Origin of the sequence: Flavobacterium acetivorans, assembly GCF_020911885.1 — a bacterium.
Lineage (GTDB): Bacteria > Bacteroidota > Bacteroidia > Flavobacteriales > Flavobacteriaceae > Flavobacterium > Flavobacterium acetivorans.
This window is the reverse complement of the sequence record NZ_CP087132.1, coordinates 131,319-157,933: the sequence shown is the minus strand read 5'-3', so window position 1 is coordinate 157,933 and position 26,615 is coordinate 131,319. Positions and strand designations below refer to the sequence as shown.

22 protein-coding genes are annotated in these 26,615 nt (G+C 34.2%); 11 read left to right on the top strand and 11 right to left on the bottom strand.

Going from position 1 to position 26,615, the window contains the following annotated elements; genetic code table 11:
• Window positions 1-50 precede the first annotated feature (50 nt).
• The 3 genes from LNP19_RS00675 to LNP19_RS00665 form a co-directional block, all read right to left on the bottom strand.
• Window positions 51-2,534 carry a DUF5686 and carboxypeptidase regulatory-like domain-containing protein gene (locus LNP19_RS00675; RefSeq protein ID WP_230062898.1) on the bottom strand — a complete coding sequence of 828 codons (2,484 nt, stop codon included), beginning with the start codon at window positions 2,532-2,534 and terminating at the stop codon, window positions 51-53.
• Window positions 2,535-2,632: 98 nt separating this feature from the next.
• A complete protein-coding gene (gene aroQ / locus LNP19_RS00670; protein WP_230062897.1) occupies window positions 2,633-3,046 on the bottom strand; it encodes a type II 3-dehydroquinate dehydratase in 414 nt (137 codons plus the stop codon).
• A 167-nt stretch (window positions 3,047-3,213) separates the two neighbouring features.
• Complete coding sequence (locus LNP19_RS00665) at window positions 3,214-3,777, bottom strand: porin family protein (protein WP_230062896.1); 564 nt, start codon at window positions 3,775-3,777, stop codon at window positions 3,214-3,216.
• A 335-nt stretch (window positions 3,778-4,112) separates the two neighbouring features.
• Here LNP19_RS00665 and LNP19_RS00660 point away from each other — a divergent pair, with 335 nt between their 5' ends.
• The 4 genes from LNP19_RS00660 to xerD all read left to right on the top strand — a co-directional run bounded on the left by LNP19_RS00660 (window position 4,113) and on the right by xerD (window position 7,418).
• The gene (locus LNP19_RS00660) at window positions 4,113-4,661 is read left to right on the top strand and encodes a hypothetical protein (protein WP_230062895.1); all 549 of its coding nucleotides are present in this window, start codon (window positions 4,113-4,115) and stop codon (window positions 4,659-4,661) included.
• A gap of 335 nt (window positions 4,662-4,996) precedes the next feature.
• Entirely contained in the window at window positions 4,997-5,572 is a 576-nt protein-coding gene (locus LNP19_RS00655) for a porin family protein (RefSeq protein ID WP_230062894.1), read from the top strand.
• Between the two features lie 346 nt (window positions 5,573-5,918).
• Window positions 5,919-6,428 (top strand): outer membrane beta-barrel protein, encoded by a 510-nt coding sequence (locus LNP19_RS00650; protein ID WP_230062893.1) that lies wholly within the window; start codon window positions 5,919-5,921, stop codon window positions 6,426-6,428.
• A gap of 84 nt (window positions 6,429-6,512) precedes the next feature.
• Complete coding sequence (gene xerD / locus LNP19_RS00645) at window positions 6,513-7,418, top strand: site-specific tyrosine recombinase XerD (protein ID WP_230062892.1); 906 nt, start codon at window positions 6,513-6,515, stop codon at window positions 7,416-7,418.
• Window positions 7,419-7,471: 53 nt separating this feature from the next.
• On the opposite strand, the gene rny is transcribed toward xerD, so the two are convergent.
• The 3 genes from rny to LNP19_RS00630 form a co-directional block, all read right to left on the bottom strand.
• Complete coding sequence (gene rny / locus LNP19_RS00640; protein ID WP_230062891.1) at window positions 7,472-9,034, bottom strand: ribonuclease Y; 1,563 nt, start codon at window positions 9,032-9,034, stop codon at window positions 7,472-7,474.
• A 209-nt stretch (window positions 9,035-9,243) separates the two neighbouring features.
• On the bottom strand, window positions 9,244-9,537 hold the full coding sequence (locus LNP19_RS00635) for a cell division protein ZapA (protein ID WP_072939334.1): 294 nt from the start codon (window positions 9,535-9,537) through the stop codon (window positions 9,244-9,246).
• A gap of 8 nt (window positions 9,538-9,545) precedes the next feature.
• A complete protein-coding gene (locus LNP19_RS00630; protein ID WP_230062890.1) occupies window positions 9,546-9,836 on the bottom strand; it encodes a hypothetical protein in 291 nt (96 codons plus the stop codon).
• 176 nt (window positions 9,837-10,012) lie between these two features.
• On the opposite strand from LNP19_RS00630, the gene LNP19_RS00625 reads away from it, so the two are divergent.
• From LNP19_RS00625 to LNP19_RS00615, 3 genes are all read left to right on the top strand, one after another.
• The gene (locus LNP19_RS00625; protein ID WP_230062889.1) at window positions 10,013-11,710 is read left to right on the top strand and encodes a M23 family metallopeptidase; all 1,698 of its coding nucleotides are present in this window, start codon (window positions 10,013-10,015) and stop codon (window positions 11,708-11,710) included.
• Between the two features lie 16 nt (window positions 11,711-11,726).
• Window positions 11,727-14,195, top strand: coding sequence for a TonB-dependent receptor (locus LNP19_RS00620; RefSeq protein ID WP_230062888.1), 2,469 nt, complete (start codon window positions 11,727-11,729; stop codon window positions 14,193-14,195).
• A gap of 120 nt (window positions 14,196-14,315) precedes the next feature.
• Window positions 14,316-15,038: a hypothetical protein gene (locus LNP19_RS00615; RefSeq protein WP_230062887.1), complete on the top strand. Its 723-nt coding sequence runs from the start codon at window positions 14,316-14,318 to the stop codon at window positions 15,036-15,038.
• 13 nt (window positions 15,039-15,051) lie between these two features.
• Here the strand turns inward: LNP19_RS00615 and LNP19_RS00610 are convergent, their stop codons facing one another.
• The 5 genes from LNP19_RS00610 to LNP19_RS00590 all read right to left on the bottom strand — a co-directional run bounded on the left by LNP19_RS00610 (window position 15,052) and on the right by LNP19_RS00590 (window position 21,016).
• Entirely contained in the window at window positions 15,052-15,753 is a 702-nt protein-coding gene (locus LNP19_RS00610) for a hypothetical protein (RefSeq protein WP_230062886.1), read from the bottom strand.
• A gap of 74 nt (window positions 15,754-15,827) precedes the next feature.
• Entirely contained in the window at window positions 15,828-17,660 is a 1,833-nt protein-coding gene (locus LNP19_RS00605) for an ABC transporter ATP-binding protein (RefSeq protein ID WP_230062885.1), read from the bottom strand.
• A complete protein-coding gene (locus LNP19_RS00600; protein WP_230062884.1) occupies window positions 17,660-19,387 on the bottom strand; it encodes a phospho-sugar mutase in 1,728 nt (575 codons plus the stop codon). Before LNP19_RS00600 ends, LNP19_RS00605 begins: the two co-directional genes overlap by 1 nt.
• A gap of 134 nt (window positions 19,388-19,521) precedes the next feature.
• Window positions 19,522-20,478 (bottom strand): glycosyltransferase family 2 protein, encoded by a 957-nt coding sequence (locus LNP19_RS00595; RefSeq protein WP_230062883.1) that lies wholly within the window; start codon window positions 20,476-20,478, stop codon window positions 19,522-19,524.
• A 7-nt stretch (window positions 20,479-20,485) separates the two neighbouring features.
• Window positions 20,486-21,016 (bottom strand): DUF4199 domain-containing protein, encoded by a 531-nt coding sequence (locus LNP19_RS00590; protein WP_230062882.1) that lies wholly within the window; start codon window positions 21,014-21,016, stop codon window positions 20,486-20,488.
• Between the two features lie 234 nt (window positions 21,017-21,250).
• Between LNP19_RS00590 and LNP19_RS00585 the strand changes: the two genes are divergently transcribed.
• The 4 genes from LNP19_RS00585 (at window position 21,251) to LNP19_RS00570 (ending at window position 26,443) form a co-directional block, all read left to right on the top strand.
• Complete coding sequence (locus tag LNP19_RS00585) at window positions 21,251-21,502, top strand: type B 50S ribosomal protein L31 (protein WP_072939303.1); 252 nt, start codon at window positions 21,251-21,253, stop codon at window positions 21,500-21,502.
• Between the two features lie 198 nt (window positions 21,503-21,700).
• A complete protein-coding gene (locus LNP19_RS00580) occupies window positions 21,701-22,876 on the top strand; it encodes a GlmU family protein (protein ID WP_230062881.1) in 1,176 nt (391 codons plus the stop codon).
• A gap of 297 nt (window positions 22,877-23,173) precedes the next feature.
• Window positions 23,174-24,637, top strand: a complete 1,464-nt coding sequence (locus LNP19_RS00575; protein WP_230062880.1) for an alanine/glycine:cation symporter family protein — start codon at window positions 23,174-23,176, stop codon at window positions 24,635-24,637.
• 171 nt (window positions 24,638-24,808) lie between these two features.
• Window positions 24,809-26,443, top strand: a complete 1,635-nt coding sequence (locus LNP19_RS00570; protein WP_230062879.1) for an ABC-F family ATP-binding cassette domain-containing protein — start codon at window positions 24,809-24,811, stop codon at window positions 26,441-26,443.
• Window positions 26,444-26,615 lie beyond the last annotated feature (172 nt).

Genomic DNA, 26,615 nt, shown 5'->3' with positions numbered 1-26,615 from the left:
GAGTCCGATTAAAAAAAGGACTCGTTTTTTTTTTTGTTACAAACAGAATATTATTCCAGTATGTCCAAAAATTTCAAGCCAAAAATGATTCCATCTCCTTGGTATCCGTTTTGGTAAGAACGAACATAATCAACTCTGAACATCTTAAATTTACCAAAACCAAGATTATCAAGACCAATAGTAAATTCCGAATAAGGTTTTGAATTAGGAATGGCAAGGCTATGAGCTCCTAAAACGAGAGTCGATTTTAATTTATTCAGCAACGGAATTTTGTTCATAATGTAACCTTGGTCGTTGTGTTCCATATGTGCTTCAAAATAGCTGTCGTTTGTGCTATTCGAATAATAAGGCAATAAATTAAAAACATTCAAGTACCGATTAGATTGACCAATGTGTGTTTGGTTTCCGTTAAAATGTTTATAATCCATAAAAGCAATATTTTTAGCATTAAAAAACTTTCCTGCTTTTAAATTCAAGGCAAAATTCCCCTTGTTTGCTATTGTTGCTTCGTAAGTAAGTCGGGAACTGACATGGTCAAACTCATATTTTTTCTCGCTTGCGGCAAATGCTTTTTCATAAGCCACAAATAGCGTTGGATATTTTCTATTTCGTATATTGAACTTACCGTCAGGTCGGGTGGAGTATTTGTTACCAAAATTAATTTTTGCATTCAAACTTGCCTTCATTAAATGATGTTCTTCAAAACCTGGACTTACAAAGTCGTTTGGAGCTAACGGATTATTCGAAGTGTATAAATCCTCTTTGTTAAAATAAGAAAAATCGGTAGTATTGAACAAAGGTTTTCGTTGTTGGAATTCTATTTTCCCGTTTAAATTTATTCCATTAGCTATATCTTGACCATAATTTAGCTGGGCAAACTCCAGATTATACAATTTCATGTAATTGTCCTTAAAAAATAAGGAACTGATGGTGTTTATAGTCTTACTGATAGGCTGGTTTTCATTGAATTGTTTTACTGTGCTTCCTCCTGATGCGGTTAAAGTTGCATAATTTTGGTTGTTGAATCGATGTGTAAATTGACCTGTGACACGCAATCGGTCTTCCGAAAAACCATAATTAAATTTTGTTTTTACCGAGGTGTATTTTCCTTTTTTCTCCGTATTCCAGTCTGTGAATGAAAAACCGGAATCTAAATTATAACCCTGAACCGTATTGAAACTTAACGAACCGAGATTTAGCAAGCCATCATAGCTGAAAGACTGTTTTTTCGAGCTGTTTCGGTAGGTATAACCGTTGATGATTTTAAGTATTTTAAACTTATTCCCTTTTTTGTCAATGGAATCTAAATATTTTTCGGAGTTACGTACCTTGTAAATACTGTCTTTTCGGGTATAATCGTCTTTTTCTTCCAATGTCAAAGGAATTGGTCTGTTAGCATTCCAAAAAAGAGTGTCTTTTTTATTTGAATCGATTTCGATGGCTGTAATTTCGTTTGTGAACGTTTTTTTAGAAAAAGAATTGACGAACTCATAATCGCTGTACACATAGGTGTATTTTCCAAAGAATTTTATGCCAAAAGCTCCGGCAGTAATATCAAGACTTTGGGTGTTTTTTGCCCACAATCGGTTGGTTTTACTGTAACTGAAATTTTGTTTTAGTGTCATAACATCTACAAACTCTTCTTTCATTCGATAACCTTTTATGTCTAGATCTACCGCGTAAATTGCCCACGAATCTTCAACGATATAGATGTAACCTTCAAAAACAGGTTCTTTATCGCGTTTTGCAATAACTTTGATTTTATTGATCATTTGGTTATTTTCGTCATTGAATGTGCCTTCTAAATTGAATTTATAATAATTGAAAGCATTGTCAGCAAGAGGCGAAATCATGTTAATGCCAAAATTGACAGTATTATCATAAAAGTCATAAAATGATGATCTGGCGGTATTGTAGCTGTAGCCATTATTATTTCCGCTGACTTTTGAAGCAGTCACGATTTCTTTCAAATTATTTGGTTTCTCAAAAATAATTTTGGAAAAGGTTTCTGATAATGAAATAATTCCAGTGCCGGTGGAATCTAAAGAACCATTCATGTCGCCAATTTTTTGTCCAAATATCTTTTTGGGTGCATTTTTGAGCTTAAAAATACCTCTGGAATAGAAGTCGGCTTTAAAACGAGCCGTTTTTTCGGTATTTTCTTTTTTGCTGGCAATAGCCTTTTTTATAATGGCAATGGCGGGATTGATTTTGGTGTTAATCACTACTTCATTCAATGAAAAGCTTTCTTCAACCATTTTTACATCCAAAGAATAAGGTTGCTTTTTTGGTTGAACGGATACTTTTTGAGTTTTAAAACCAAGGTATTGGAACACTACGGCACTCTTGCCATCCGTTTTTAAATTCAATTCATATTTTCCCTGCTCGTTTGAAGTAGTTCCGTTGTAAGTGTCATCTTCGAATATTGTTACAAAAGGCAAAGGGCTTCCCTTTTCATCCGTTACCGTTCCTTTGATTTGAGCAAAGCCTGCAGTGGTTGCTAAGGAGATTAAAATATAAAAATATGTTTTCATGAAAGTTTTTTCTTTCACAAAAATATAAGAACTTAATAATTAGTCTATTAATAATATGTTAAAGCTTTAAGGGTTTCTTTTTAATGGTTTTAGGATTGTCATAAAAAAGACTGGATAGCCAAGTCATAACTTCGTAATCCGAAACCTAAAATAACTCCTTTGGCATTACCAGAAATGTAGGATTGGTGTCTGAAGCTTTCACGAGAAAAAGTATTCGAAATATGGACTTCTACAACTGGAGTACTTATTGCTTTTATGGCGTCGCCAATACCAATTGAGGTGTGGGTATAAGCGCCAGCATTAAGAATAATTCCATCATATGAAAAACCAAATTCCTGAATTTTATCAATCAATTCGCCTTCTATATTACTTTGAAAATAGCTGAATTCTATTGTGGGATGTTTTATTTGAAGGCCAGTAAAATACTCCTCAAAAGTTTGGCTACCGTATACTTCTGGTTCTCTTTTTCCTAAAAGATTAAGATTTGGGCCGTTGATGATGCTGATTTTCATATATAGATAATATTAAATTTTGGAAATATGTTATACGCCATGATGAATTATCTTTATTAGTAATTGCAATTAGTTAATCATGGCTATTTCATAGTTTTTAGTTTTTGTAAAAATAAAAAAACCGTTCCAATTAAAGAACGGTTTTGAAGGAATTAGTTTTGTGATTTTTAGAAAAGGATTCCTGCCGAAACCTGAACTACAGAGTTCTTAGTTTGAGCATTTTTAGAAAAATCGGTTAATCCTAAGCCATATCTAGCTTGAAGAAATAGGTTTTTTGTTACTTTTAATCCTAATCCGCCAACAGCCGCTGCATCAAAAGTACTTTGGTCTTGGAATTTAACATCGTCTTTGCCGCTCAATAAAAATGAGGCTTGTGGTCCTAACTCCAAGCTGAAGCTATCGCTTAGGTAAATTTTTACCAAAAGCGGTATAGAAACATAGCCTAAGTCATTTTTAAATTCGTCAATTGCGTTTTTGTAAGTGGCTCCTTGTGTAGAATACATCAACTCGGGTTGGATAGCTAACTTATTCAAAAGTTTGATTTCGGCAACAAAACCGGCGTGATAGCTTGTGATGGCTTCTGTCTTGTAATTGATACTGTTTATGGTAATATCAGTACCTGTTTGATTGGCATAATTTAGTCCGGCTTTGATTCCGAATTTAACAGATTGGGCATGGATGCTTGCCGACATACCAAGAAAAATTGTGGCAATTAAAAATGCTTTTTTCATAAAGTAGGTTTTTTATTTATGTCTAATTTGAGTTCGCAATTTAAAACAGTTTAATTAGATAATTATTGTGTTTTTTCTCTTTTTTTTGAAAGAATCAGTTTCTTTTTTTGTTTTAATTTCTCTACCGAAGCTATTTTTTTTATGAAAAAAAGGCATTTTTTTGCCTTTTTGTTTTTTAAGAATCCTTCTAAAAAAGTAATCTTAAACTTTCAGATTGTTTTTTCAACGCAGCTTTAGTCGTAATATATTGTTAGTCAACGGTTTTTTGTTTTTAGATGGGTGCTTTTTAATGCTGTTAAGTAACTTTGGGGATACTAATTTCTAAAACAAACATCATGAAAAAAATTACTTTAACGGCAGTAGCATTATTCATTTTTGGTTTAGTAACTGCCCAGGACAAAAAAATGCATAATAACGGAGGTCAAACTTCAGAAGGGAAATGGCTGATAGAGGCTAATACTGGCTTTGGTGGAGGAACAGCGGCTCATTCGGCCAATACTGGTTTTGGTTTTACTACAACAGATGGGAATACGGAATGGTCTATTGGGGCTGAAGCAGGTTATTTTGTAATAAATGATTTGGCTATTAAGGCGGGACTTGGATATTCTAGTGTTCTTGATGGAGATGTTACTTCGTTTACTTATAAAGTAGGGGCTAAGTATTATATTAGCAGTATGATTCCGGTGCAAGTGGATTTGACGGGAGCTTCTTGGAAAGACGCTGGAGAGAATCCTCTTTGGCTCGGAATTCAGGGTGGTTATGCCATTTTTTTGGGAGATAATGTTTCTATTGAGCCTGGTTTGCGTTACAACGTAAGTTTAAATGAAGATTTTTATGATAAAGGAATCTTTGAGGTAAGAGTTGGATTCGCATTGCATTTCTAATATAATAAAATTTAAAAATTTAAAGCCTCCATGTTTGGAGGTTTTTTTATTGCGTTTTGCAAAAAAAAAAGGTCTTTTTTTACATCAATAATAGTCTTTAGAGGATAAAAGAAAGTTAAAACTTGTTAAAATATAAGTTTTTTGTTTTTTATATAAAAATCACTAAATATGGTGATGATTTGTTTTTTAATCATTTGAAATTCAATGATTTGTTCTTGTATTTAAGTTTTTGTTTTACATTGTTTTCTATGTTTAATTTTTTTATGAAAAAGATTTTTAATTGTATTTAACAAGATAATTATTAGATTCGCTCTGAAATTTTAATAAAAATAAAAATGAAAAAAATTATTTTGACAGCAGTGGCTGTATTTGCATTTGGATTTGCTAATGCTCAAGAAGCTAAATTTGGAGTAAAAGGGGGATTGAATTTTGCTAATTTTTCGGGTGATATACAAGATAATACCACATTAGTTGGTTTTAATGTTGGTGGTTTTGCTGAAATTAATGTTTCGGATAAATTTGCTATACAACCTGAGTTATTATATTCTACACAAGGAGCTGATGGTGATGGAGGGAATTTTAAAACGGCTTATGTTAATATTCCTGTTATGGTTAAGTATTTAGCCGCTCCAAAATTTAATTTAGAAGTTGGTCCTCAAGTCGGTTTTTTGACGTCTGCAAAAGTGAAAGAGGATGGAGGGCTATCAGGTGACGTAAAAAAATTATTTAAATCAACAGATTTTGGATTGAACTTTGGTGCCGGATATGATTTTACAGAAAAAATTTCTGTGGGGGTTCGTTACAATTTAGGTTTGTCTAATCTTTTTACTGAAGAATTTGATGCTCTTTTGGGTGAAAAGACTAAAGTTTATAACTCTGTTTTATCATTGTCATTGGCTTGTAAATTTTAATGTTTTTAAAAAATAATTAGTTTTAGAATTTCTCTATTTCGGGAGGTTTTTTTTATTACTTTTTTTTAAAATCATGTCCATTTTTGATCAAAAATTGGCCTTGATTGTAATAAGAAACAAGTTAAAACTTGTTAAAATTTAAATTTTTTTATCTCCAATGTAAATATCACTAAATATGGTGAGTAGCTTTTTGTAATTAAAAGTATAAGAATGGATTATATATCTGTTGAGTTTGTTTCAGTTGCTTTTTTTAATAGGTTTTACTCCTTTCAGAATAGGAAATGTATTGCTTTTAATAAGATATTTGTTATATTTATCCTGAATTTTTAATAAAAAATAAAAAAAAATGAAAAAAAATATTTTAACTGCTGCGGCTGTATTTGTATTTGGCTTTGTAAATGCCCAAGAAGCTAAATTTGGTGTAAAAGCGGGTGCCGATTTCGCGTCAATGCATGGTAAATTTGCTGGCAATTCTTATAGTGAATCTGAAACTGGTTTTTACGTTGGTGGTTTTGTAGATGTTGCAGTTTCAGATAAATTCCATGTTCAACCTGAATTGTTGTATGTTTCAGTTAAAGATTTAGATCAAATTCAAATTCCAGTTCTTGCCAAATTTGGTGTAGCGGAAAAATTTAATGTATTAGCTGGACCAAATTTTGGATTTATTTTAGACGCAGGTGAAGGAGCTAAATCTTTTAATTTAGGTTTAGATTTAGGGGCGTCTTATGATTTAACTGGAAATTTATCTTTGGATGCAAAATATAATTATGGTTTGACTAACTTAATTGATGGAGGTAACAGTAATTTTAGTACAAAACTTAGTGGACTTTTTGTAGGTTTAGGATATAAATTCTAATAGTGTTTTAGATTTTAATATTCAAGAAACTCCCGACACAACGGGAGTTTTTTTTATGACTGTAAAAATCGTTTCTTTGTATTCATGAGTTGGGATTCGTACATCAAAAGTTATCAGTCTTATTTGAAGATAGAGCGTGGTTTGTCAAAGAACACCATCGCCAATTATACTTTTGATATTGAGCGTTTGTGTCTTTTTCTTTCCGAGAATAATATTGTTGTTTCTCCGCTTAAAATTAGCGAGGAAAGTGTTCAACAATTTGTATATACTATTTCAAGTCAAGTTAATGCCCGTTCACAAGCCAGAATAATCTCCGGTCTTAAAAGTTTTTTTGGTTATCTGATATTTGAGGATTACCGTGTAGACAATCCGTTGGAACTTATTGAGGCACCCAGAACAGGAAGGAAGTTACCGGATACTTTAAGTGTGGATGAAATTGATGTTCTTATTCAGGCAATCGATTTAAGTTCAAACGAAGGCGAAAGGAACCGTGCCATGTTGGAGACACTTTATGGATGCGGGTTACGGGTTTCTGAATTGGTATCTTTAAAAATATCCGATTTGTTTTTTGATGAAGGTTTTATTAAAATCACAGGAAAAGGAAATAAGCAGCGGTTTGTGCCTGTGGGTAAATTGGCTCAAAAGTATATTCAGCTTTATAAAGATACAATGCGAAATCAGGTGAAAGTTAAGAAAGAATTTGGCGATACCTTGTTCTTGAATAGAAGAGGAGGTCAGCTAACAAGGGCTATGATTTTTACTATTATAAAAGATCTTGCGGTTAAAATAGATTTAAATAAAAAGATTAGTCCGCATACTTTTCGTCATTCTTTTGCTACGCATCTTCTTGAAAATGGTGCCGATTTGCGATCCATTCAGTTAATGTTGGGACACGAATCCATAACTACAACTGAAATTTACTTGCATTTGGACAGGAAGTTTTTGAAGGAGGTTGTTAATAATTTTCATCCAAGAAAAAGTGTTAAATAAAAAAAGCATTTCAAGAAACTGAAATGCTTTTTTTATGATTTGAACAAAGTTGTTTATTTAGCGATGTTCACCGCTCTAGTTTCTCTAATTACTGTTACTTTAACTTGTCCTGGGTAAGTCATCTCTGTTTGGATTTTTTGAGATATTTCAAATGATAAAGAGGCGGCATTATCATCAGAAACTTTTTCGCTTTCTACAATAACACGAAGTTCTCTACCGGCTTGAATGGCATAAGCATTTTTTACACCTGTAAATCCATAAGCTACTTCTTCCAAGTCTTTCAAACGTTGGATGTAAGAATCTAATACTTGTCTTCTGGCTCCTGGTCTAGCTCCTGAAATTGCATCACAAACTTGGATAATTGGAGATAATAAGGATTTCATTTCTATCTCGTCGTGATGCGCGCCAATGGCGTTGCAAACTTCTTCTTTTTCACCGTATTTCTCAGCCCATTGCATTCCTAAAAGTGCATGCGGTAAATCACTTTCGGTATCTGGAACTTTACCAATATCGTGTAATAAACCGGCTCTTTTAGCAAGTTTAACGTTTAAGCCTAATTCAGCGGCCATAATACCACAAAGTTTAGAAACTTCACGGGAGTGTTGCAATAAGTTTTGTCCGTAAGAAGAACGGTATTTCATACGTCCTACTACTTTGATTAATTCAGGGTGTAAACCGTGAATTCCTAAATCGATAACGGTGCGTTTTCCAACTTCGATTATCTCGTCATCAATTTGTTTGGCTGTTTTGGCAACAACTTCTTCAATACGTGCCGGGTGAATACGACCATCAGTTACCAATTTATGGAGTGCTAAGCGGGCAATTTCTCTACGAACAGGATCAAAACAAGAAAGGATAATTGCTTCCGGAGTGTCATCTACAATGATTTCAACACCTGTTGCGGCCTCTAATGCACGAATATTTCTACCTTCACGGCCAATGATTCTTCCTTTTACGTCATCTGATTCGATGTTGAATACAGATACGCAATTTTCTACTGCTTCTTCTGTTCCTACTCTCTGTATCGTGTTGATGATGATTTTCTTAGCTTCTTGTTGTGCGGTCAATTTAGCCTCTTCAATGGTATCTTGAATATGAGACATTGCCTTCGTTTTAGCTTCGGCTTTTAGCCCTTCAACTAATTGATTTTTAGCTTCTTCGGCAGATAATCCTGAGATTACTTCAAGTTGTTGTAATTGACTTTTGTGTAATTTATCAACTTCAAGTTGTTTCTTGTCTAAAATTTCGATTTTAGCGTTGTATTCGGCTGTTTTTGTTTCAAAATCATCGTTTACTTTCTTGGCTTTAGAAAGTTCATTAGAGACTTGGGATTCTTTATCTCTGATTCTTTTTTCTACTTCAGCCACTTTTTTGTCTCTGGCTAGAATTACTTGTTCGTGTTCGGATTTCAATTCGATAAATTTCTCTTTTGCTTGAAGAATTTTATCTTTTTTAATGTTTTCAGCTTCAAGGTTGGCATCTTTTAAAATAGAGACGGCTTCTTTTTTAGCGTTTTTGATTAAATTGGAAATATTGCTTTTTTCTATGATTTTGGCTATCCCAAAACCTGCTGCAATACCTATAATACCTGAAATGACGATCGTTAATATGTCCATGTTTGTTAAAATTTATATATAAAAAAAGCCTACATTAGGAGTATTGAATAAACTCGGAATGACAAGTTTTGAGCTAACTCACTGTTCAAGTTTCCTCGCCTAGGCGTGGCATGCTTTAGTAGTGATGATTTGCTCATTCTAATTTGTTAGTGTTGAGTTTACCAAATGTGAACTAATGTAGGCAGTATCTTAGTTTTTGTAAAGAACGTTTAATTGTCGAGATATTGATCTAAAAGCGCATTGATTTTTTTAATTCTATCAATGGTCTCTTCACCATTAATAGTATTGTCAATTTGTTTTTGTTCTACTTGAGAGGCAAATTGTAAGGCACACATTGCCAAAACATCTTGCTTATCACGAACAGCATAATTTTCTTCAAATTGCTTTATCATCACGTCAATTTTTTTAGAAGCACTTCTAAGTCCTTCCTCTTGAGAGAGTTCTACCGTTAGCGGGTAGACTCTGTCTGCAATTGATATTTTAATTTTAAGCTTTTCGTCCATCTTTTTTACTAATCTGATAGCTGGGCTATACAGTAATCAATTTCCCGAATTAATGAATTTATTTTAAGCTTTGTATCTCTCTTATTATCGTCACTGCCTAGTAATGAATTGGCAATTTTAAGTGTTTCATATTGCAGCTTTAATGCTTCAAAATCATTTGATTGCGTTGCTATGATGTGTGCAGATTTTGTTAATTCGATTTTTAATTCTTGATTGTTTTTCTCTAAATTTTGTATTTTTAGAATGAGTTTTTCAACCTTATTTTCAAGAGTATCAATTATTTCTGCAATTACACTCATTATATATCCTATTCATTACTTAATATTACAAATTTAGTATTAGTTTTTATTATTACAATATTTTATTTGTTTTTTTATTTAAAAAAAGTCAAATAATTGCAATGTAATTGGTTACAAATTGTGTTTTTTTAGTACGCTTTATGGATAACTTTTTTATCTTAGCAAAAATGTATATAATGAAATTTACCCTTATTTTTCTATTGTTTTGCGGTCTTAGCTTTGGACAAACAGAATACCCAAAAGACTATTTTAGATCGCCACTTGATATACCGATGCAGTTGTCAGGGAATTTTGGAGAGTTGAGACCCAATCATTTTCATGCCGGTTTGGATTTTAAGACCTTGCAAAAAGAAGGGCTTTCGGTTCATGCTGTCGCTGATGGCTATGTATCCAGAATAAAGGTTTCTACTTTTGGAAACGGAAAGGCTATTTATATCACACATCCAAACGGATACACCACCGTTTATTGTCATTTACAGCGAACCACCGATGCAATTGAGGATTATATCAAGAAAGCGCATTATAAAGAAAAATCATTCGAAATGGAGCTGTTCTTAAAACCGAATGAGTTGGTCGTGAAAAAGGGTCAAATTATTGCTCTCTCTGGGAATACCGGTTCATCCGAAGGGCCGCATTTGCATTTTGAATTTCGAGACAGCAAAACCGAAAAAATCATCAACCCGATGCTATTTGGGTTTGATAAGTTGATTACGGATACTAAAAAACCGGTTGTTTCGGCAGTTTATGTTTATCCTTTGGATGCAAAAACATCGGTTAATCAATCTAAGCGTCCTTTATTGCTCAATGTTTCTTTGCAAAAAGACGGAACTTATCTGGCGAATAAAGTGGTTGCCAATGGAAAAATAGGCTTTGGTATCACAGCAGTCGATTATGATAATGTTTCTTTTAATAAAAACGGTGCTTATAAAGTACAGAGTTATTGGAATGGCAAAGCTAATTTTGGATACCAATTTGACACCTATGCTTTTGATGAAATGCGCTATATAAACGCTTTGGTAGATTATTCAAAGTATAAGAAAACCTCTCAACGAGTTCAGAAATTATTCATGGTCAATCCGTTTAAATTAAGTATCATAAAAACCGATGAGACAAATGGAGTTTTAACAATACTTCCTAATTTGACTTCGGTCTATCGTATTGAAGTTTCTGATTTTTATGGCAATACAACTTCTGTTTCAATTCCGATTAGTTATGATTTGTCTACTCCCGTTGTTGAGAAGGAAGCGACAGTGTCAAATTATTTTGTAAAAGTCAACAAAGACAATAGTTTTGCCAAGAACAACATGTCAGTATTTTTCCCCGCGGGTACTTTTTATGAGGATTTTGATATGAATTTTGATGTAAGAAACGATACCTTGTTTCTTCATGATGATACCGTTCCGGCACATTCTAATTTTACAATTTCTATCGAAAGTAATAAGTATACTGACGCGCAAAAAGAAAAGGTTTTTATAGCTGATATTGATAAAAACGGAAAAATGGGCTACAATTCAACTTATAGAAAAGACAATGTGTTCTCGACCAAAGTGAGAACATTGGGCAAATATACTTTGGCCATAGATACTATCGCACCAGTTATTTCTATTGCAAAATCGATTGAAGGAAAATGGTTGAGCACAGAGAAGAAGCTTCAATTATCCATTAGTGACAGCAGATCTGGTATAAAAACATACAATGGTTATTTGAATGGGAATTGGATTTTATTTGAATACGATAACAAAACCAGAAAAATAACACATAATTTTAGTGACGGAATTGTGACTGAAGGCGCTAATCAATTAAAAGTGGTAGTGACCGATAATGTAGGAAATTCAGCTGTATTTGAGACAGCTTTCTTTAGAAGTCAAAAATAATAATACATATACAAACTTGGGCATCAATAAGATAATCTTTGTTTTCGTTGCATTATGGCTGGGATTTTCTTCTTTTGCTCAATCAGCGCGAGTAAAAGGGATTATTTTAGATAAAAATAACCAACCCATAGCTAATGTAAATGTGTCTTGTTCCGGTATTGGAACAAGATCTGATGCAAATGGTTTTTATCAGATAAAAATTTCTGCGAATCAAAAGACGACTATTTTATTTACCCATATTGCTTTAAAAAAAGCAACTATTTCGCTCACTTTAAAAGCAAATGAAGTCTATGAATTCAATTTGGTTATGAATGACCAACAGGAACAAATAGGTGAAATTATAGTTACTGCCGCTAATAGAAAAGAAATTCATGGAGTTACTGTTTTTGATCCTGAGCTTTTTCGTAAAATACCCGGTGCTAATGCCGGAATCGAAAGTATCCTGAAAACTTTGCCGGGCGTAAACTCGAATAATGAACTAAGTACCCAATATGCGGTGCGAGGAGGGAATTATGACGAGAACTTAGTTTACGTGAATGAAATAGAAGTATATCGCCCTTTTTTGATTCGTTCCGGTCAGCAGGAAGGATTGAGTTTTACCAATACTGATTTGGTTCAAAATGTTGATTTTTCTGCTGGTGGTTTTCAGGCTAAATATGGAGATAAACTTTCGTCAGTTTTGGATATAACTTATCGAAAACCAACAAATTCTGGCGCAAGCTTTGAGGCGAGTTTACTTGGAGCAAGCTTGAGCGTAGATGCCGTTTCCAGAGACAAAAAATGGAACGCTATTACCGGGATTCGTTATAGAAACAATAGTCTTTTAGTGAAAAGTCAGGACACCCAGACTAATTTTAAACCAAGCTTTGTAGATGTTCAAACTAATGTAAACTATCAAGCTTCGGCAAAATGGCAATGGAGTTTTTTAGGGAATATTTCTCAAAATAAGTACCAATATGAACCTTTGACCCGCCAGACTAAATTTGGTACTATCGATAAGCCGATGGCCCTTTCTGTTTATTATGAAGGGCAGGAAAAAGATCAATACGATACTTATTTTGGAGCCATAAAAACCATTTTTAAGGTTTCGGATAATTTTACATTGAAATTTATAGGTTCAGCATTTCATACTTTAGAACAAGAATATTTCGATATTTTGGCCCAATACCGTTTGGGAGAAGTAGATTCAAATATTGGTTCTGAGAGCTATGGTGACGTTTCTTTTACCAGAGGGATTGGTTCGCAGCTCAATCATGCCCGGAACGATTTGGACGCTTTTATAATCAATGCCGAAATAAAAGGGTTTCACGATTGGAAAAAAAACCAATTGGAATGGGGAATTAAATATACCCGTGAATCCATTCGAGATCGTGTAATAGAATGGGAGGTGATTGATTCGGCAGGTTTTTCGATAAATCCACCTATTATTGATTTGCCAAAAAAGGACGAGCCTTATTATTCTTATACGGGCCCATTGGTTCCTTATCAAAATGTGCGCACCACTAATTATAATACCATCAATAGATTTTCGGCTTATGGTCAATGGAGCCGCAAAGGAGAAATTGGCAATAGCGAAGTTTGGTACAATGTCGGCGTACGTGTTCACAGCTGGGAAGTTTTAGGTGCGCTAGAGCAAGCTAAATCTCAGTTTACTTTTAGTCCCAGGGCGCAGTTGGCGTTAAAGCCAAATTGGGAGAAAGAAATGGTTTTTAGGATTTCGGGAGGATGGTATCATCAGCTGCCTTTTTACAGGGAACTTAGAGCCGCCGATGGAATGGTGCGACCCAATGTCAAAGCACAACAATCCGTTCATTTTGTCGCAAGTAATGATTATAGTTTTGAGATGTGGAGTCGCCCTTTTAAGCTTATTTCAGAACTGTATTATAAATCACTAACAGATGTAAATACCTATACGATTGACAATGTCCGGATACGTTATGAGGCTTCTAATACTGCCAAAGCTTATGCGCAAGGATTGGATTTTCGTTTGAATGGAGAATTTGTCCCGGGAACTGAATCTTGGTTTAGCTTTGGTTATCTCAAAACAGAGGAAAATAGCGAAGGTAAAGGATACATCGCCAGACCAACAGATCAGCGTTTGAAATTCGGAATTTTGTTTCAAGATTACATGCCTACTATTCCAAGTATGAAATTGTATTTGAATTTGGTTTATAACACCGGATTGCCTGGTGGTTCGCCATCGTATTCTGATCCTTATTTGTATCAAAACAGATTGAATGATTATCGCAGGGTTGATATTGGGTTTTCCAAAGTTTTAGTCGATAATGCGATAGGAAAGTCAAAAACAAATTGGTTAGGGAGTTTCAAAGAACTTTCCGTGGGATTGGAAATTTTTAATCTGTTTAATAATCAAAATGCAATTACAAATACTTGGGTTCGCGATGTGTATTCAAAAAGCGAATATGCGATTCCAAATTATATGACCACCAGAGTGTTTAATGTGAAGTTAAGTGCCAAGCTGTAGCAAAATAAGGCTAAGCAGATAAATTTCTGGATTGAATTTTAGTACATAAAAAGCTTTTAAATATCAGAACCGTTTTTAAAATTGATTACATTTGAATTTATTTTTTAATATTACATCATTATGAAAAAAATACATATAGCACTTTTGGGTTTTTCGGTTTTACTTTTGGTGAGCTGTAAGGAAGAAGTAGAGAAGCCTAAAGTAATTTATGATGCCACTAATAAAGAAAAGGGAGTTGTTAAAATAGATTCAACCCAAATTTCCATTTCTGATTTGCCAATCCAGATGGAAGGAACGGATTATTTAATTCATCCAGTAGGGGATTTAAGGGTTTATGAAAGAGGAACCAAAGCCAGATACGGATCTTCGAGTGTGATTGATTTGAGTTTTACGATTTCCAATTATGGAGAAAATGAAATTACAGGTTATTTGCAAAATCTCAAATTTCAAAAAACAGATTCTGATTCGATAAAAGCTTTAACCGATAAACCAGCTTTGATTCAAACAGCGACTTATTTAAGATCGGTAGCTGAACGTGCTAAAAAACAAATTATGGTATACACTATGTTTGATATGGATAGTAATAGAGACGGGAAATTAGATGCAAGTGATATCAAAGCGCTTTATTTGAGTGATGTAAGCGGAGAACGTTTTACTAAAATCTCCAAAAACTTCCATGAATTAATAGATTGGAGTTTAATTGAATCTAAAAACCGTTTGTATTTCAGAACTGTTGAGGATACTAATAAAAATGGGCAATTTGATAAAAATGATGTGGTGCATTACAATTATGTCAATCTATCAAATGGCGAATGGAAAGTGAGCAGTTATGAACCAATATAAAACGAACATGTCTTTAAATCAGGATGTCGCTTTCTAAATCTGACTTTTCAATGATAAAATCAAAGTCAAGTTTTTTTACCAGCTCGATCACCAAGTTTTTGTACCAATTTTCGGATTTGGGGTGAATGTAGATTTTTTCAATTAATTGACAAATATCTACACTAATCTTTAAACCATCATTCAAGGATATTTTTTTATCGGCCACATTAGTAATGACGCGAACTTCACGCTCGTATTGAAAACTTTTGCGTTTAAATAAAAACGGGAAAAACATATCGTCAAAAGGGATGTATTCTTTTTTGTAATCGATGTAATTTACTTCTCCTATGTATTGCTTATAGCAATTTTCAGGAATTAATGCGTTTTGCAATCTTCCGATAGTGGATTGAATGGCCAGGCCTTCGCTGTTTTGGGTGAAAATTTGCCACATAGCAAAGGACTCATATTCGTTGATGTGCCAACTACTTATGGCTACTTTTTCCCGGTGGGTTTTATAATAGTTCAAAAAATCAGGATTGTCTATAGACAGTTTTCTGATTTCCTCATAAGTAGGTTCGCTAAAAGTACCTTCGTATTGATCCTCAAATTTATCGGATCGGGACATGAATAGTTTTTTGGACATCAATAAATCCAGAAACTTAGATAAATCCAGGTATTTCCAAACAATGGTATCTGGGTTCTCAGGTAGTTTTATGTTCGGATTATTGAGGTACATTTTTTCAGATTAAGAGATTACAGAGATATTTTAATTTTCATTCGTTTTGAAATCGGCAATCTAAAATCGGCAAGCTATGATTCGAATGATTGCATCGTCACTAATTTATTATAGGTTCCGTTCAACGTAATTAATTCTTCGTGCGTTCCTTGTTCTACAATTCTTCCTTTTTGCATAACAACGATAGTGTCTGCTTTTTGAATGGTCGAAAGACGGTGCGCAATGACAATTGATGTTCTGTTTTGCATCATGTTTTCTAAGGCCACTTGTACGAATTTCTCGCTTTCAGTGTCTAATGCTGAAGTCGCTTCGTCCAAAATCATAATTGGAGGATTTTTCAAGACCGCGCGGGCAATACTCAAGCGTTGTTTTTGACCACCGGAAAGTTTGTTTCCGCTGTCGCCAATGTTAGTATGAATTCCTTTTGGCAAGTCCTTTACAAACTCATAAGCATTGGCAATTTTTAAGGCTTCGATAATTTCATCATCGCTTGCATCCAAATTACCCAATCGAATATTGTCTTTGATTGTTCCGTTGAACATGATGCTGTCCTGAGTAACTAAACCGGTCAAATCACGCAAAGATTCCATCGTGATGTCTTTTATATTGTGATTGTCTATCGAAATTTCTCCAATGGTTACATCATAAAAACGAGTCAGTAAATTGGCAATGGTGCTTTTTCCACTTCCAGATTGTCCAACCAAGGCTACTGTTTTTCCTTTAGGAATAGTTAATGAAAAGTCTCTCAATACTGGCTCTTCTTCATAAGAAAAAGTAATGTTTTTTAGGTGAATTTCATTTTTAAAATCCTTCAGCTCGACAGCATCTTCTTTATCTTTGATTGTGTTTTCTACTTCCAAAACTTCAAAAACCCTTTCGGCTGCGGCTAGACCATTTTTTACTTGATAAGAAGCTTTTGCAATCCCTTTGGCAGGTGTCAAGATGTTGTAAGCCAGTCCAATATAAGCGATGAATAATGAGCCGTCCAGAGATTTGTCGACTAATACTAAATTACCACCGTAAAAAAGAAGAATGGAAATAACAACAATACCCAGAAACTCTGACATTGGAGAAGCTAAATTGTTTTTCTTTCCAATGCTATTTGAGAGTACGTACAATTGATTGATTGAGTCGTTAAAGGTTTTGGAGAAAAAGTTTTCGGCATTATATCCTTTGATTACTTTTAAACCACTTAATGTCTCTTCTACAATAGAAATCAGATGTCCGTTTTCTTGTTGTGCTCTTATCGATTTTCCTTTTAAAGATTTTCCTATTTTTGAAATTATAAATCCAGAAATGGGAATAAAAACGAACACGAATAGAGTCAGTTTCCAGCTAATATTAATCATTGCAATCAAAGAGAAAATAATAGTCAATGGCTCTTTAATTATAAGTTCTAAAATCATGAAAAAAGAGTTCTGAACTTCGTTAACATCACCAAGCATACGCGCCATTACATCGCCTTTTCGTTTCTCAGAATAATAGGGAATAGGAAGTTCGATGATTTTTTTGAACATTTTTTGACGTAAATCTCGAAGAACTCCTGTTTTAATTTTGGTTAAATGTTGCAATCCCAAGTAACCAAATAAATTTTTGAATAAAAAAGTAATTACAACTAACGAAACCGTTAATAATAAGGCGTAATTGGCTCCGCGTGATTCGGAGAAATGATTCACATAATAAAAAAGAGTATCATTTAAATAGCTGTCTATACTAGAAATCCCTTGGTATTCAGGTAACTTTGTCACCTTTTTTTCATTGCCAAAAAGAACTTTTAATACGGGAAAAATCATTACCATTCCTATTGTGCCAAAAAGAGCATATAATACGTTGTGAATGATATTCCATATCACATGAATTTTATACTTTTTTGCAAAAGGGATAATTTTTTTTATATTTTCATCCATTATTTTATTCCTAAATCTGAGATTATGTTTTTTATTTTTTCGTTCAGAATGCTATCTGCTTCTTCAAAATCAGCTACATCATAGAGTTCAGCATTTACGCTGATGTAGAATTTTATTTTTGGCTCAGTTCCGCTAGGTCTGGCGCAAATTTTAGAACCATCTTCGGTATAGTAAATCAATACATTTGATTTCGGGATGGCCATGGTCTCTTCTTCTCCGCTCAATAGGTTTTTTGCTACAGAAGATTGATAGTCCTCCATCATGATGACTCTTTGGCCGTTGATTTCTTTCAATGGATTTTCACGTAAATCAATCATCATTTGATTGATTTCTTGTAATCCTTCGATTCCTTTTTTGGTTATAGCAACGAGATGTTCTTTGTAAAATCCGTGGTCTACATATAATTGTAATAATTCTTTGTAAACAGAGCTTCCTTGAGCTTTGGCTTGTGCCGCAACTTCGCAGATTAATAAGGTTGCTGCAACAGCATCCTTATCGCGTACAGCGTCTCCTACCATAAATCCGAAACTTTCTTCGCCACCACCAATGAATTCCAATTCCGGAAAATCTTTGATCATTTTGGCAATCCATTTGAAGCCTGTTAGGCCTATTTTGCATTCCACGCCATAATCAGTAGCTAATTCCATCATCATAGGAGTGGAGACGATGGTAGAACCCACGAATTGTTTTCCGTTAATTTTTCCTGCTTTTTTCCATTGTTCCAATAAAAAAGCAGTCATTAGAATCATCGATTGATTTCCGTTTAACAAAGTCATTTTTCCTTCGTTGTTTCGAACAGCAATCCCTAGACGATCACAATCCGGATCAGTACCAATAACGATATCGGCATCTGTTTTGTCTGCCAAAGCTAATGCCATGGTCAAGGCTTCTGGTTCTTCCGGATTTGGAGATTTTACCGTTGGAAAATCGCCATTAGGAGCGGCTTGCTCTTCTACGATATGTACATTGGTATATCCTGCTTGGGATAAGGTTTCGGGAACTGATGTAATTGAAGTTCCGTGCAATGAAGTGAAAACAACCTTTAGATTTTCTTTTGCTTCAGCAGGCGTATTGAAACTTGCGTTTTCAATGGATGATTTTATAAAAGCTTGGTCAACTTCGGTGTCAATATAATGTATCAAATCTTCATTGGCATCAAACTTAATTTGGTCGTAGTTTAAGTTTTCGATGCTATTTATAATTGCTTTATCTTCCGGTGGTACAATTTGTCCACCGTCTTGCCAGTATACCTTGTATCCGTTGTATTCCGGTGGGTTGTGGGAGGCGGTAAGTACAATTCCGCATTGACAGCCTAAGTGTTTAACGGCAAATGATAATTCAGGCGTAGGTCTTAGTTCTGAAAACAAATAAACCTCAATTCCATTGGCAGAGAAAACATCGGCAACCGTTTTTGCTAGAGTGTCGCTGTTGTGACGGCAATCATAGGCAATGGCCGCTTTTATGGTTTGGTTTGGGAATACGCTGTGCAAGTAATCCGAAAGACCTTGTGTGCTTTTTCCCAGAGTGTATTTATTGATGCGATTGTCTCCTACGCCCATTATACCGCGCATACCACCAGTTCCAAATTCAAGATTTTTGTAAAAACTTTCCTCTAGTTCTTTAGGTGAAGAAGCGATCATAGCTTTGATTTCTTCTTGTGTTTTAGTGTCGAATGTTGGTGTAAGCCAATCGTTTGCTGCGTCTAAAATGTTTTGTGCGATATTCATTTTATATTTTTATTTAAAAATAGGCGTATTTTAAGAAAGCTTCTTTGTTCTAAATTATTATTAGGGTTGTTTTAGTTTTCCTATTTGTAATACGGGTTAAGAAAAATTAGCTGTTCAGCTTGTTATGGTTTTTGTTATAAATTAATTTCTCTCGAAATCTTATAACGTTCTTCATTGTTTTTTGTACGTAAGATAATTTCTCCAAGAAATCCAGCCAAAAACAATTGAGTTCCTAATATCATAGTGGTCAGAGCAATGAAAAACCAAGGATTGTCAGTTACCAAGTTATAGCGCATGTTGTTGTACATGTGGTATAGTTTTGAAACGCCGATGTATCCCGCTAACAAAAAACCAATGATAAACATCAGCGATCCTATGGCACCAAATAAGTGCATTGGTCTTTTTCCAAATCGGGAAAGAAACCAGATGGTAATCAAATCAAGGAAACCATTGATAAAGCGTTCCATTCCAAATTTAGTTTCTCCGTATTTTCTGGCTTGATGTTGTACTACTTTTTCTCCAATTTTTCCAAATCCTGCATTTTTGGCCAAAACCGGGATGTAACGGTGCATTTCGCCCGAAACTTCAATGTTTTTCACCACTACGTTTTTGTAGGCTTTTAAGCCACAATTGAAATCATTCAATTCTACTCCCGATGTTTTTCGGGCTGCCCAATTGAACAACTTCGAAGGTAGGTTTTTAGCTACCACAGAGTCATAGCGTTTCTTTTTCCAACCGGAAACCAAATCGAATTTTTGTGTAGTAATCATGTCGTACAAGCCTGGGATTTCCTCCGGGCTGTCTTGCAAATCAGCATCCATGGTGATAATGACATCACCTTGAGCTTTGGCAAATCCGGCATGTAAAGCTTGGGATTTACCAAAGTTTTTCATGAAACGAATTCCCTTTACATTAGGGTTTTCGGAAGCGAAATCCTCGATTATCGACCAGGAATTATCCGTACTTCCATCATCTAAAAAGATAATTTCATAAGAGTAATTATTGGATTGCATCACTTTAATAATCCAAGTGTACAATTCTTTTAGTGATTCTTCCTCGTTGAGAAGTGGGATGAGTATGGATAAATTCATTTATTATTTATTCTTGTGAAGGTTTGCTTTTAAAGAAAGCGGCTAAAATTAATCCGAAAATAGAACTGAAAACAATACTAAAAATAGATCCTTTTAATAGTTCAAATGTTGAGTAAGGGTTGTTTTCTTTTAATTTTGCGATAGCTTCATTAATTGCTGATGCCGGTGTGCCAAATTTTTGCAGCATTTCAACATTAAACTTAATCATTAATTCGTTTAAAGTGTCCTTTGCTGATGGATCGATAAAGTTGAATAAAAGAATATTAAAAAAAGTAGCGATTAATATACCAATTACTGCAGCAATAAAATAGGTTGTAAAAGCATCTTTGAAAGAAAAAAAAGTTTTTATTTCTTTTTTAGTTTTCGAAAGTAAAACAATTCCTAATATAAGATAGGTTAAAATGCTTAAGGACCCAATCCACCAAGAAGTGAATAAATTTAAGTCAATAGCATATATTGTTGAAGTAATTAAGGCGGAAATTATTCCAATTGTCACACCAAAGGTTATTCCGTTCTTTTTAATAATTTCGTTTATCATTATAGTTGGTTTATAATTAATCCACAAATATAGCAATTCCCGATATATTCAAGAATAAAAAACGTATTTTACAATTATAAAAAAAAATGGATCAAAGGTTTGTTTATTGAAAAATAATTGTAAATTTGCAGACTCAAAATAATAGTGTAAGAACAAAAAGTTATAATAAGTTTACACCTTTTCTGTTGCAAGAAAAGCTTCAAAATGAGTTGTAACCAAACAAATAAAAAAAAGATGAAAAAAGGTACGCACCCAGAAAATTACAGATTAGTTGCATTTAAAGACATGTCAAATGAAGATGTTTTTATCACTAAATCTACTGCAGATACTAAAGAAACAATTATTCACGAAGGTGTTGAATACCCAGTTGTGAAAATGGAGATTTCTAGAACTTCTCATCCTTTTTACACAGGTAAATCTAAACTTATTGATACTGCAGGACGTATCGATAAATTTAAAACTAAATACGCTAAACACGTTAAATAATTTTAACTTGTTTTTAAATACATTAAAACCTTCCTTTTGGGAGGTTTTTTTAGTTTAAAAAACTAATTGTTGAAGTCTAAAGCGGTTCGAAAACTAATAAAAACTTTGTAACTTTGGTGTTAATATTATTAAAACGATAATTTGATTGAATTAATTTGTGAATTAATAAATAATCAAATCAATAAATAAACAATTTTTATGAATTATATACTTTTTGACGGTCCTGCTCGAAATGCTTTGCTTCCTTTTACATTTACCCGTCCAGTTGCTGATATTCTTATTGGGATAATGACTATTCGTCAAAAATGGGAAATGTATTTGGGGTCTACAACTACTACATTGACCGAGGAATATTTATCCGATAAGTTTCCTATGGTGGAGCTGGAAGAGAATGTGATGATTAATGCTTCTTTTTTGCCTAATGCTGTTTTGGTAGAAATGCTTTCTAATTTACAATCGAATCAGGCTATTTTTAAAGGTGATGAAGTGATTGCTTTTTATACTAACGTTGAGCAGGAAGAAGTGAATTTTGAAACTTATGAGATAATTGAATATAAAGGCGATTGTTTGACAGTTGAAAATACTTGGGATATATTTTCTAAGAATGCGGCGGCTATCAGAGAAGATTTTGCTTTTTTGACCGAGGACAGAAAATCACAAGCAATTCCTAAAAGTGTCAATGCAATTGCGCTGGAGAATATTTTTATAGAAGAAGGTGCTAAACTGGAATTTGTTACACTGAATGCTTCGGCAGGTCCTATATATATTGGTAAGAATGCTGAGATCATGGAAGGTTCAGTTATTAGAGGGCCTTTCGCTTTATGTGAAGAAGCTCAGGTAAAAATGGCTGCCAAAGTGTATGGAGCAACAACTGTAGGTCCTTATTCTAGAATTGGAGGGGAAGTGAAGAATTCAGTTCTTTTTGCGCATTCCAACAAAGGTCATGACGGATTTTTAGGAGATTCTGTTCTGGGAGAATGGTGTAATATTGGGGCTGACAGTAATAATTCGAATTTAAAAAATAACTACGAAGAGGTGCGATTGTGGAGTTATGAAACCGAAGGTTTTGCTAAAACCGGACTTCAGTTTTGCGGATTGATGATGGGTGATCATAGTAAATGTGGAATTAATACCATGTTTAATACCGGAACGGTAATAGGAGTCAGTGCCAATATATTTGGAACAGGATTCCCTCGTAATTTTGTTCCTAGTTTTTCGTGGGGCGGGGCTGCCGGTTTTACCACTTACATGACCAAAAAAGCTTTTGAAACTGCAAGAATAGTGATGGGGCGTAGAGGTATTGAATTTGATGAGAAGGAAGCGGCTATATTAGAACATGTTTTTGAAGAGACTAAAAAATGGAGAAAAGAGTAGTTATATTCTAATTTTAAAAACACAAAAAAACTGCCTCATTTGTTCTAATGAGGCAGTTTTTTTGTGTTTAATATTTACTGTAAAATTTAATGATGTTGGTTTGAAGTGTTAATAGTGTGATTTTATCGTAAAAAAAGACGGCTTTGTTAAAGGTTGGTTTTTAGTGTATTAATTTTTTTTTGTTTTTTATATCGACGTTTTTTAGTTTTTTTTGTCAGTATGTTTTAGTTTTATCAAATATTATTAATAAAAATGTGTTTTTGTTAGTTTTATGATAATTATAAATAAAGGAAATATATGGAAGAAATAGTTGGCATGATAAACAACATTGTTTGGAGTAATGCTTTGATCGTTTTGTGTTTGGGAACTGGGCTTTATTTTTCTTTGAGAACGCGTTTTTTACAACTGCGTCATATCAAAGAAATGTTTCGGTTGTTATTTGACGGTGAAAGTTCAGAATCTGGAGTTTCCTCCTTTCAGGCTTTGTCGATGTCTTTGGCAGGTAGGGTAGGAACAGGAAATATAGCAGGAGTTGCTACTGCGATAGCTTTTGGAGGTCCGGGAGCGATGTTTTGGATGTGGTTAGTAGCTTTTTTAGGAGCGAGTACTGCATTTGTTGAAGCTACTTTGGCTCAAATTTATAAAGAAAAGCATTTAGGACAGTTTCGTGGAGGACCTGCATTTTATATAGAACGCGGATTGGGGATGAAGTGGTTTGGTGTTTTGTTTGCAATAGTTTCGGTTATTTCGGCGGGATTACTATTGCCAGGAGTCCAAGCAAATTCTGTTGCCGAAGGGATTAAGAACGCTTTTAATCTCGATACTTGGATTACGGGAGCGGGTGTTGTTTTAATTTTTGCAGCTATTGTTTTTGGAGGTGTTAAAAGGATAGCTAAATTCACGGAATACATAGTTCCTTTTATGGCAATTGGTTATATTTTTATTGCGTTGATAATTATTGCAGTGGATATTGATAAGCTACCGGGAGTTATTTCTCTGATCTTTAAAAGTGCTTTTAATATGGAAGCTGGTTTTGGAGCTGTTTTTGGTTTAGCTGTTCAATGGGGAGTGAAAAGAGGGATTTATTCTAACGAAGCAGGTCAAGGTACAGCTCCGCATATCGCGGCGGCGGCAAATGCTTCGCATCCTGTAAAACAAGGATTAGTGCAGTCTTTTTCTGTTTATATTGATACTTTATTAGTGTGTTCGGCAACAGGATTTATGCTATTGATAACGGGAATGTATAATGTGCATAATCCAGGTTTCGGGTCTGGCGCGGCTACTGAATTTTTGTACAATGGTGTGCAAAATGTCTCAGCTGGTCCGGGCTATACTCAAAGTGCTATGGATAGCGTTTTTCCTGGATTTGGTTCTTATTTTGTAGCTGTAGCCTTGTTTTTCTTTGCATTTACTACAATATTAGCTTATTACTATATTGCTGAAACAAATATTTCATATTTGACCCGTAAATTTGAATCTCCTGTTTTTAATTATATACTAAAAGTAATTATGATGTTGGTAATTATGTATGGTTCTATCAATCAGGCCAAATTAGCTTGGGATATTGGTGATATTGGAGTGGGATTGATGGCGTGGTTTAATATTGTGGCTATTATTCTCTTGCAAAGACCGGCATTAGCAGCATTGAAAGATTATGAGAAACAAAGAAAAGAAGGAAAAGACCCTATGTTTGATCCAGAAAACATTGGAGTTACAAATGCACATATTTGGAAAACCATAAACAAAAACAAAGAGGTTTAGGGTGTGGTAGTTTATTTTGAAAGCTTCTGGAAATATGAATTTTATTCAGTTTCCAGAAGCTTTTATTTTATAATAAACCAATTAGTTATTTAATCTATCTTTGCACTTTTAAAAAAAAACAGAAGTTGAGACAATACATAACTTCTAACGCATAACTTTTAACTTCTTATAATGATTACAGTTAACGATATTTCAGTACACTTTGGAGGCACTACGCTTTTTAGTGATGTTTCTTTTGCAATAAATGAAAATGATAAAATTGCCCTTATGGGAAAAAATGGAGCGGGAAAATCTACGCTTCTTAAAATAATTGCAGGCCAAAGCAAGCCTTCGACCGGAAATATTTCTGCTCCAAAAGACGCTGTTGTGGCTTATTTGCCGCAACATTTATTGACCACGGATGGGGCTACGGTGATGGAGGAAACTTCGAAAGCTTTTGGTGAAATTTTTAGTATGAAAGCTGAAATCGACGAAATCAACGAACAATTGACTATTCGTACCGATTATGAGAGTGATGCGTATATGAAGTTAATTGAAAGGGTTTCTGACTTGAGTGAGAAATTTTATGCTATTGAAGAGGTTAACTATGAAGCTGAAGTGGAGAAAATCTTAGTTGGATTAGGATTTGTTCGGGAAGATTTTACAAGACAAACTTCAGAGTTTTCAGGAGGATGGAGAATGCGAATTGAACTGGCTAAAATTCTTTTGCAAAAGCCCGACTTAATTCTATTAGATGAGCCTACCAATCATATGGATATAGAAAGTATTCAGTGGCTGGAAGATTTTTTGATTAATCAAGCCAAAGCCGTAGTGGTGATTTCTCACGATAGAGCGTTCGTTGATAATATTACAAATCGTACCATTGAAGTTACCATGGGACGTATTTATGATTATAAAGCCAAGTATTCTCATTATTTAGAGCTTAGAAAAGACCGACGCATGCATCAGCAAAAAGCATACGATGAGCAACAACGTATGATTGCAGATAACAGGACTTTTATTGACCGTTTTAAAGGGACTTTTTCTAAAACGGATGCCGTACAATCACGAGTTAAGATGTTAGAAAAACTGGTTATAGTGCAAGTTGACGAGGTTGATACATCGGCATTGAAATTAAAATTCCCACCTGCTGCGCGATCAGGGCAATATCCTGTAATTGTAAAAGATTTGTCAAAAGCTTATGGTGAGCATGTTGTTTTTAAAGAGGCTAATATTGTTATCGAAAGAGGCCAAAAAGTAGCCTTTGTAGGTAAAAATGGGGAAGGAAAGTCGACTATGATTAAAGCGATCATGAAGCAATTGGAAATTGATGGCGGGAGTGTTGAAATAGGTCATAATGCACAAATTGGTTATTTTGCCCAAAATCAAGCGGCTTTGTTAGATGAAAACGCCACTATTTTTGAAACAATTGACGATATAGCGGTAGGCGATGTAAGGACTAAGATCAAAGATATTTTAGGAGCTTTCATGTTTCACGGTGATGATGTAACCAAAAAAGTAAAAGTGCTTTCGGGTGGTGAAAAAACACGTTTGGCAATGATTAAATTACTCTTGGAGCCAGTGAATTTGTTGATTCTGGATGAGCCTTCAAATCACTTAGACATGAAAACGAAAGATATTATCAAAGATGCGCTTCGTGATTTTGACGGAACCTTAATTTTAGTTTCGCACGACCGTGATTTCTTGGATGGTTTGGCGACAAAGGTTTTTGAATTTGGAAACAAGCGAGTGGTAGAACATTTTGAAGATATTAGTGGTTTCTTAGCGCATAAGAAAATGGAGAGCATGAGGGAAATAGAAAAGTAGAAATAATTTTAGAATCTATATTTTAAAGCAAAAAAGGTGTGATTTAATCATGCCTTTTTGCTTTTTTTAGAATGTTGAACCCAGGTGGTTTTAAATTAAAAGTAAAGTTAAATATCTATTAGTCAATATATTATTTTTTTATTTTTTGTAACTTGTATGAGGTTTTTGTATG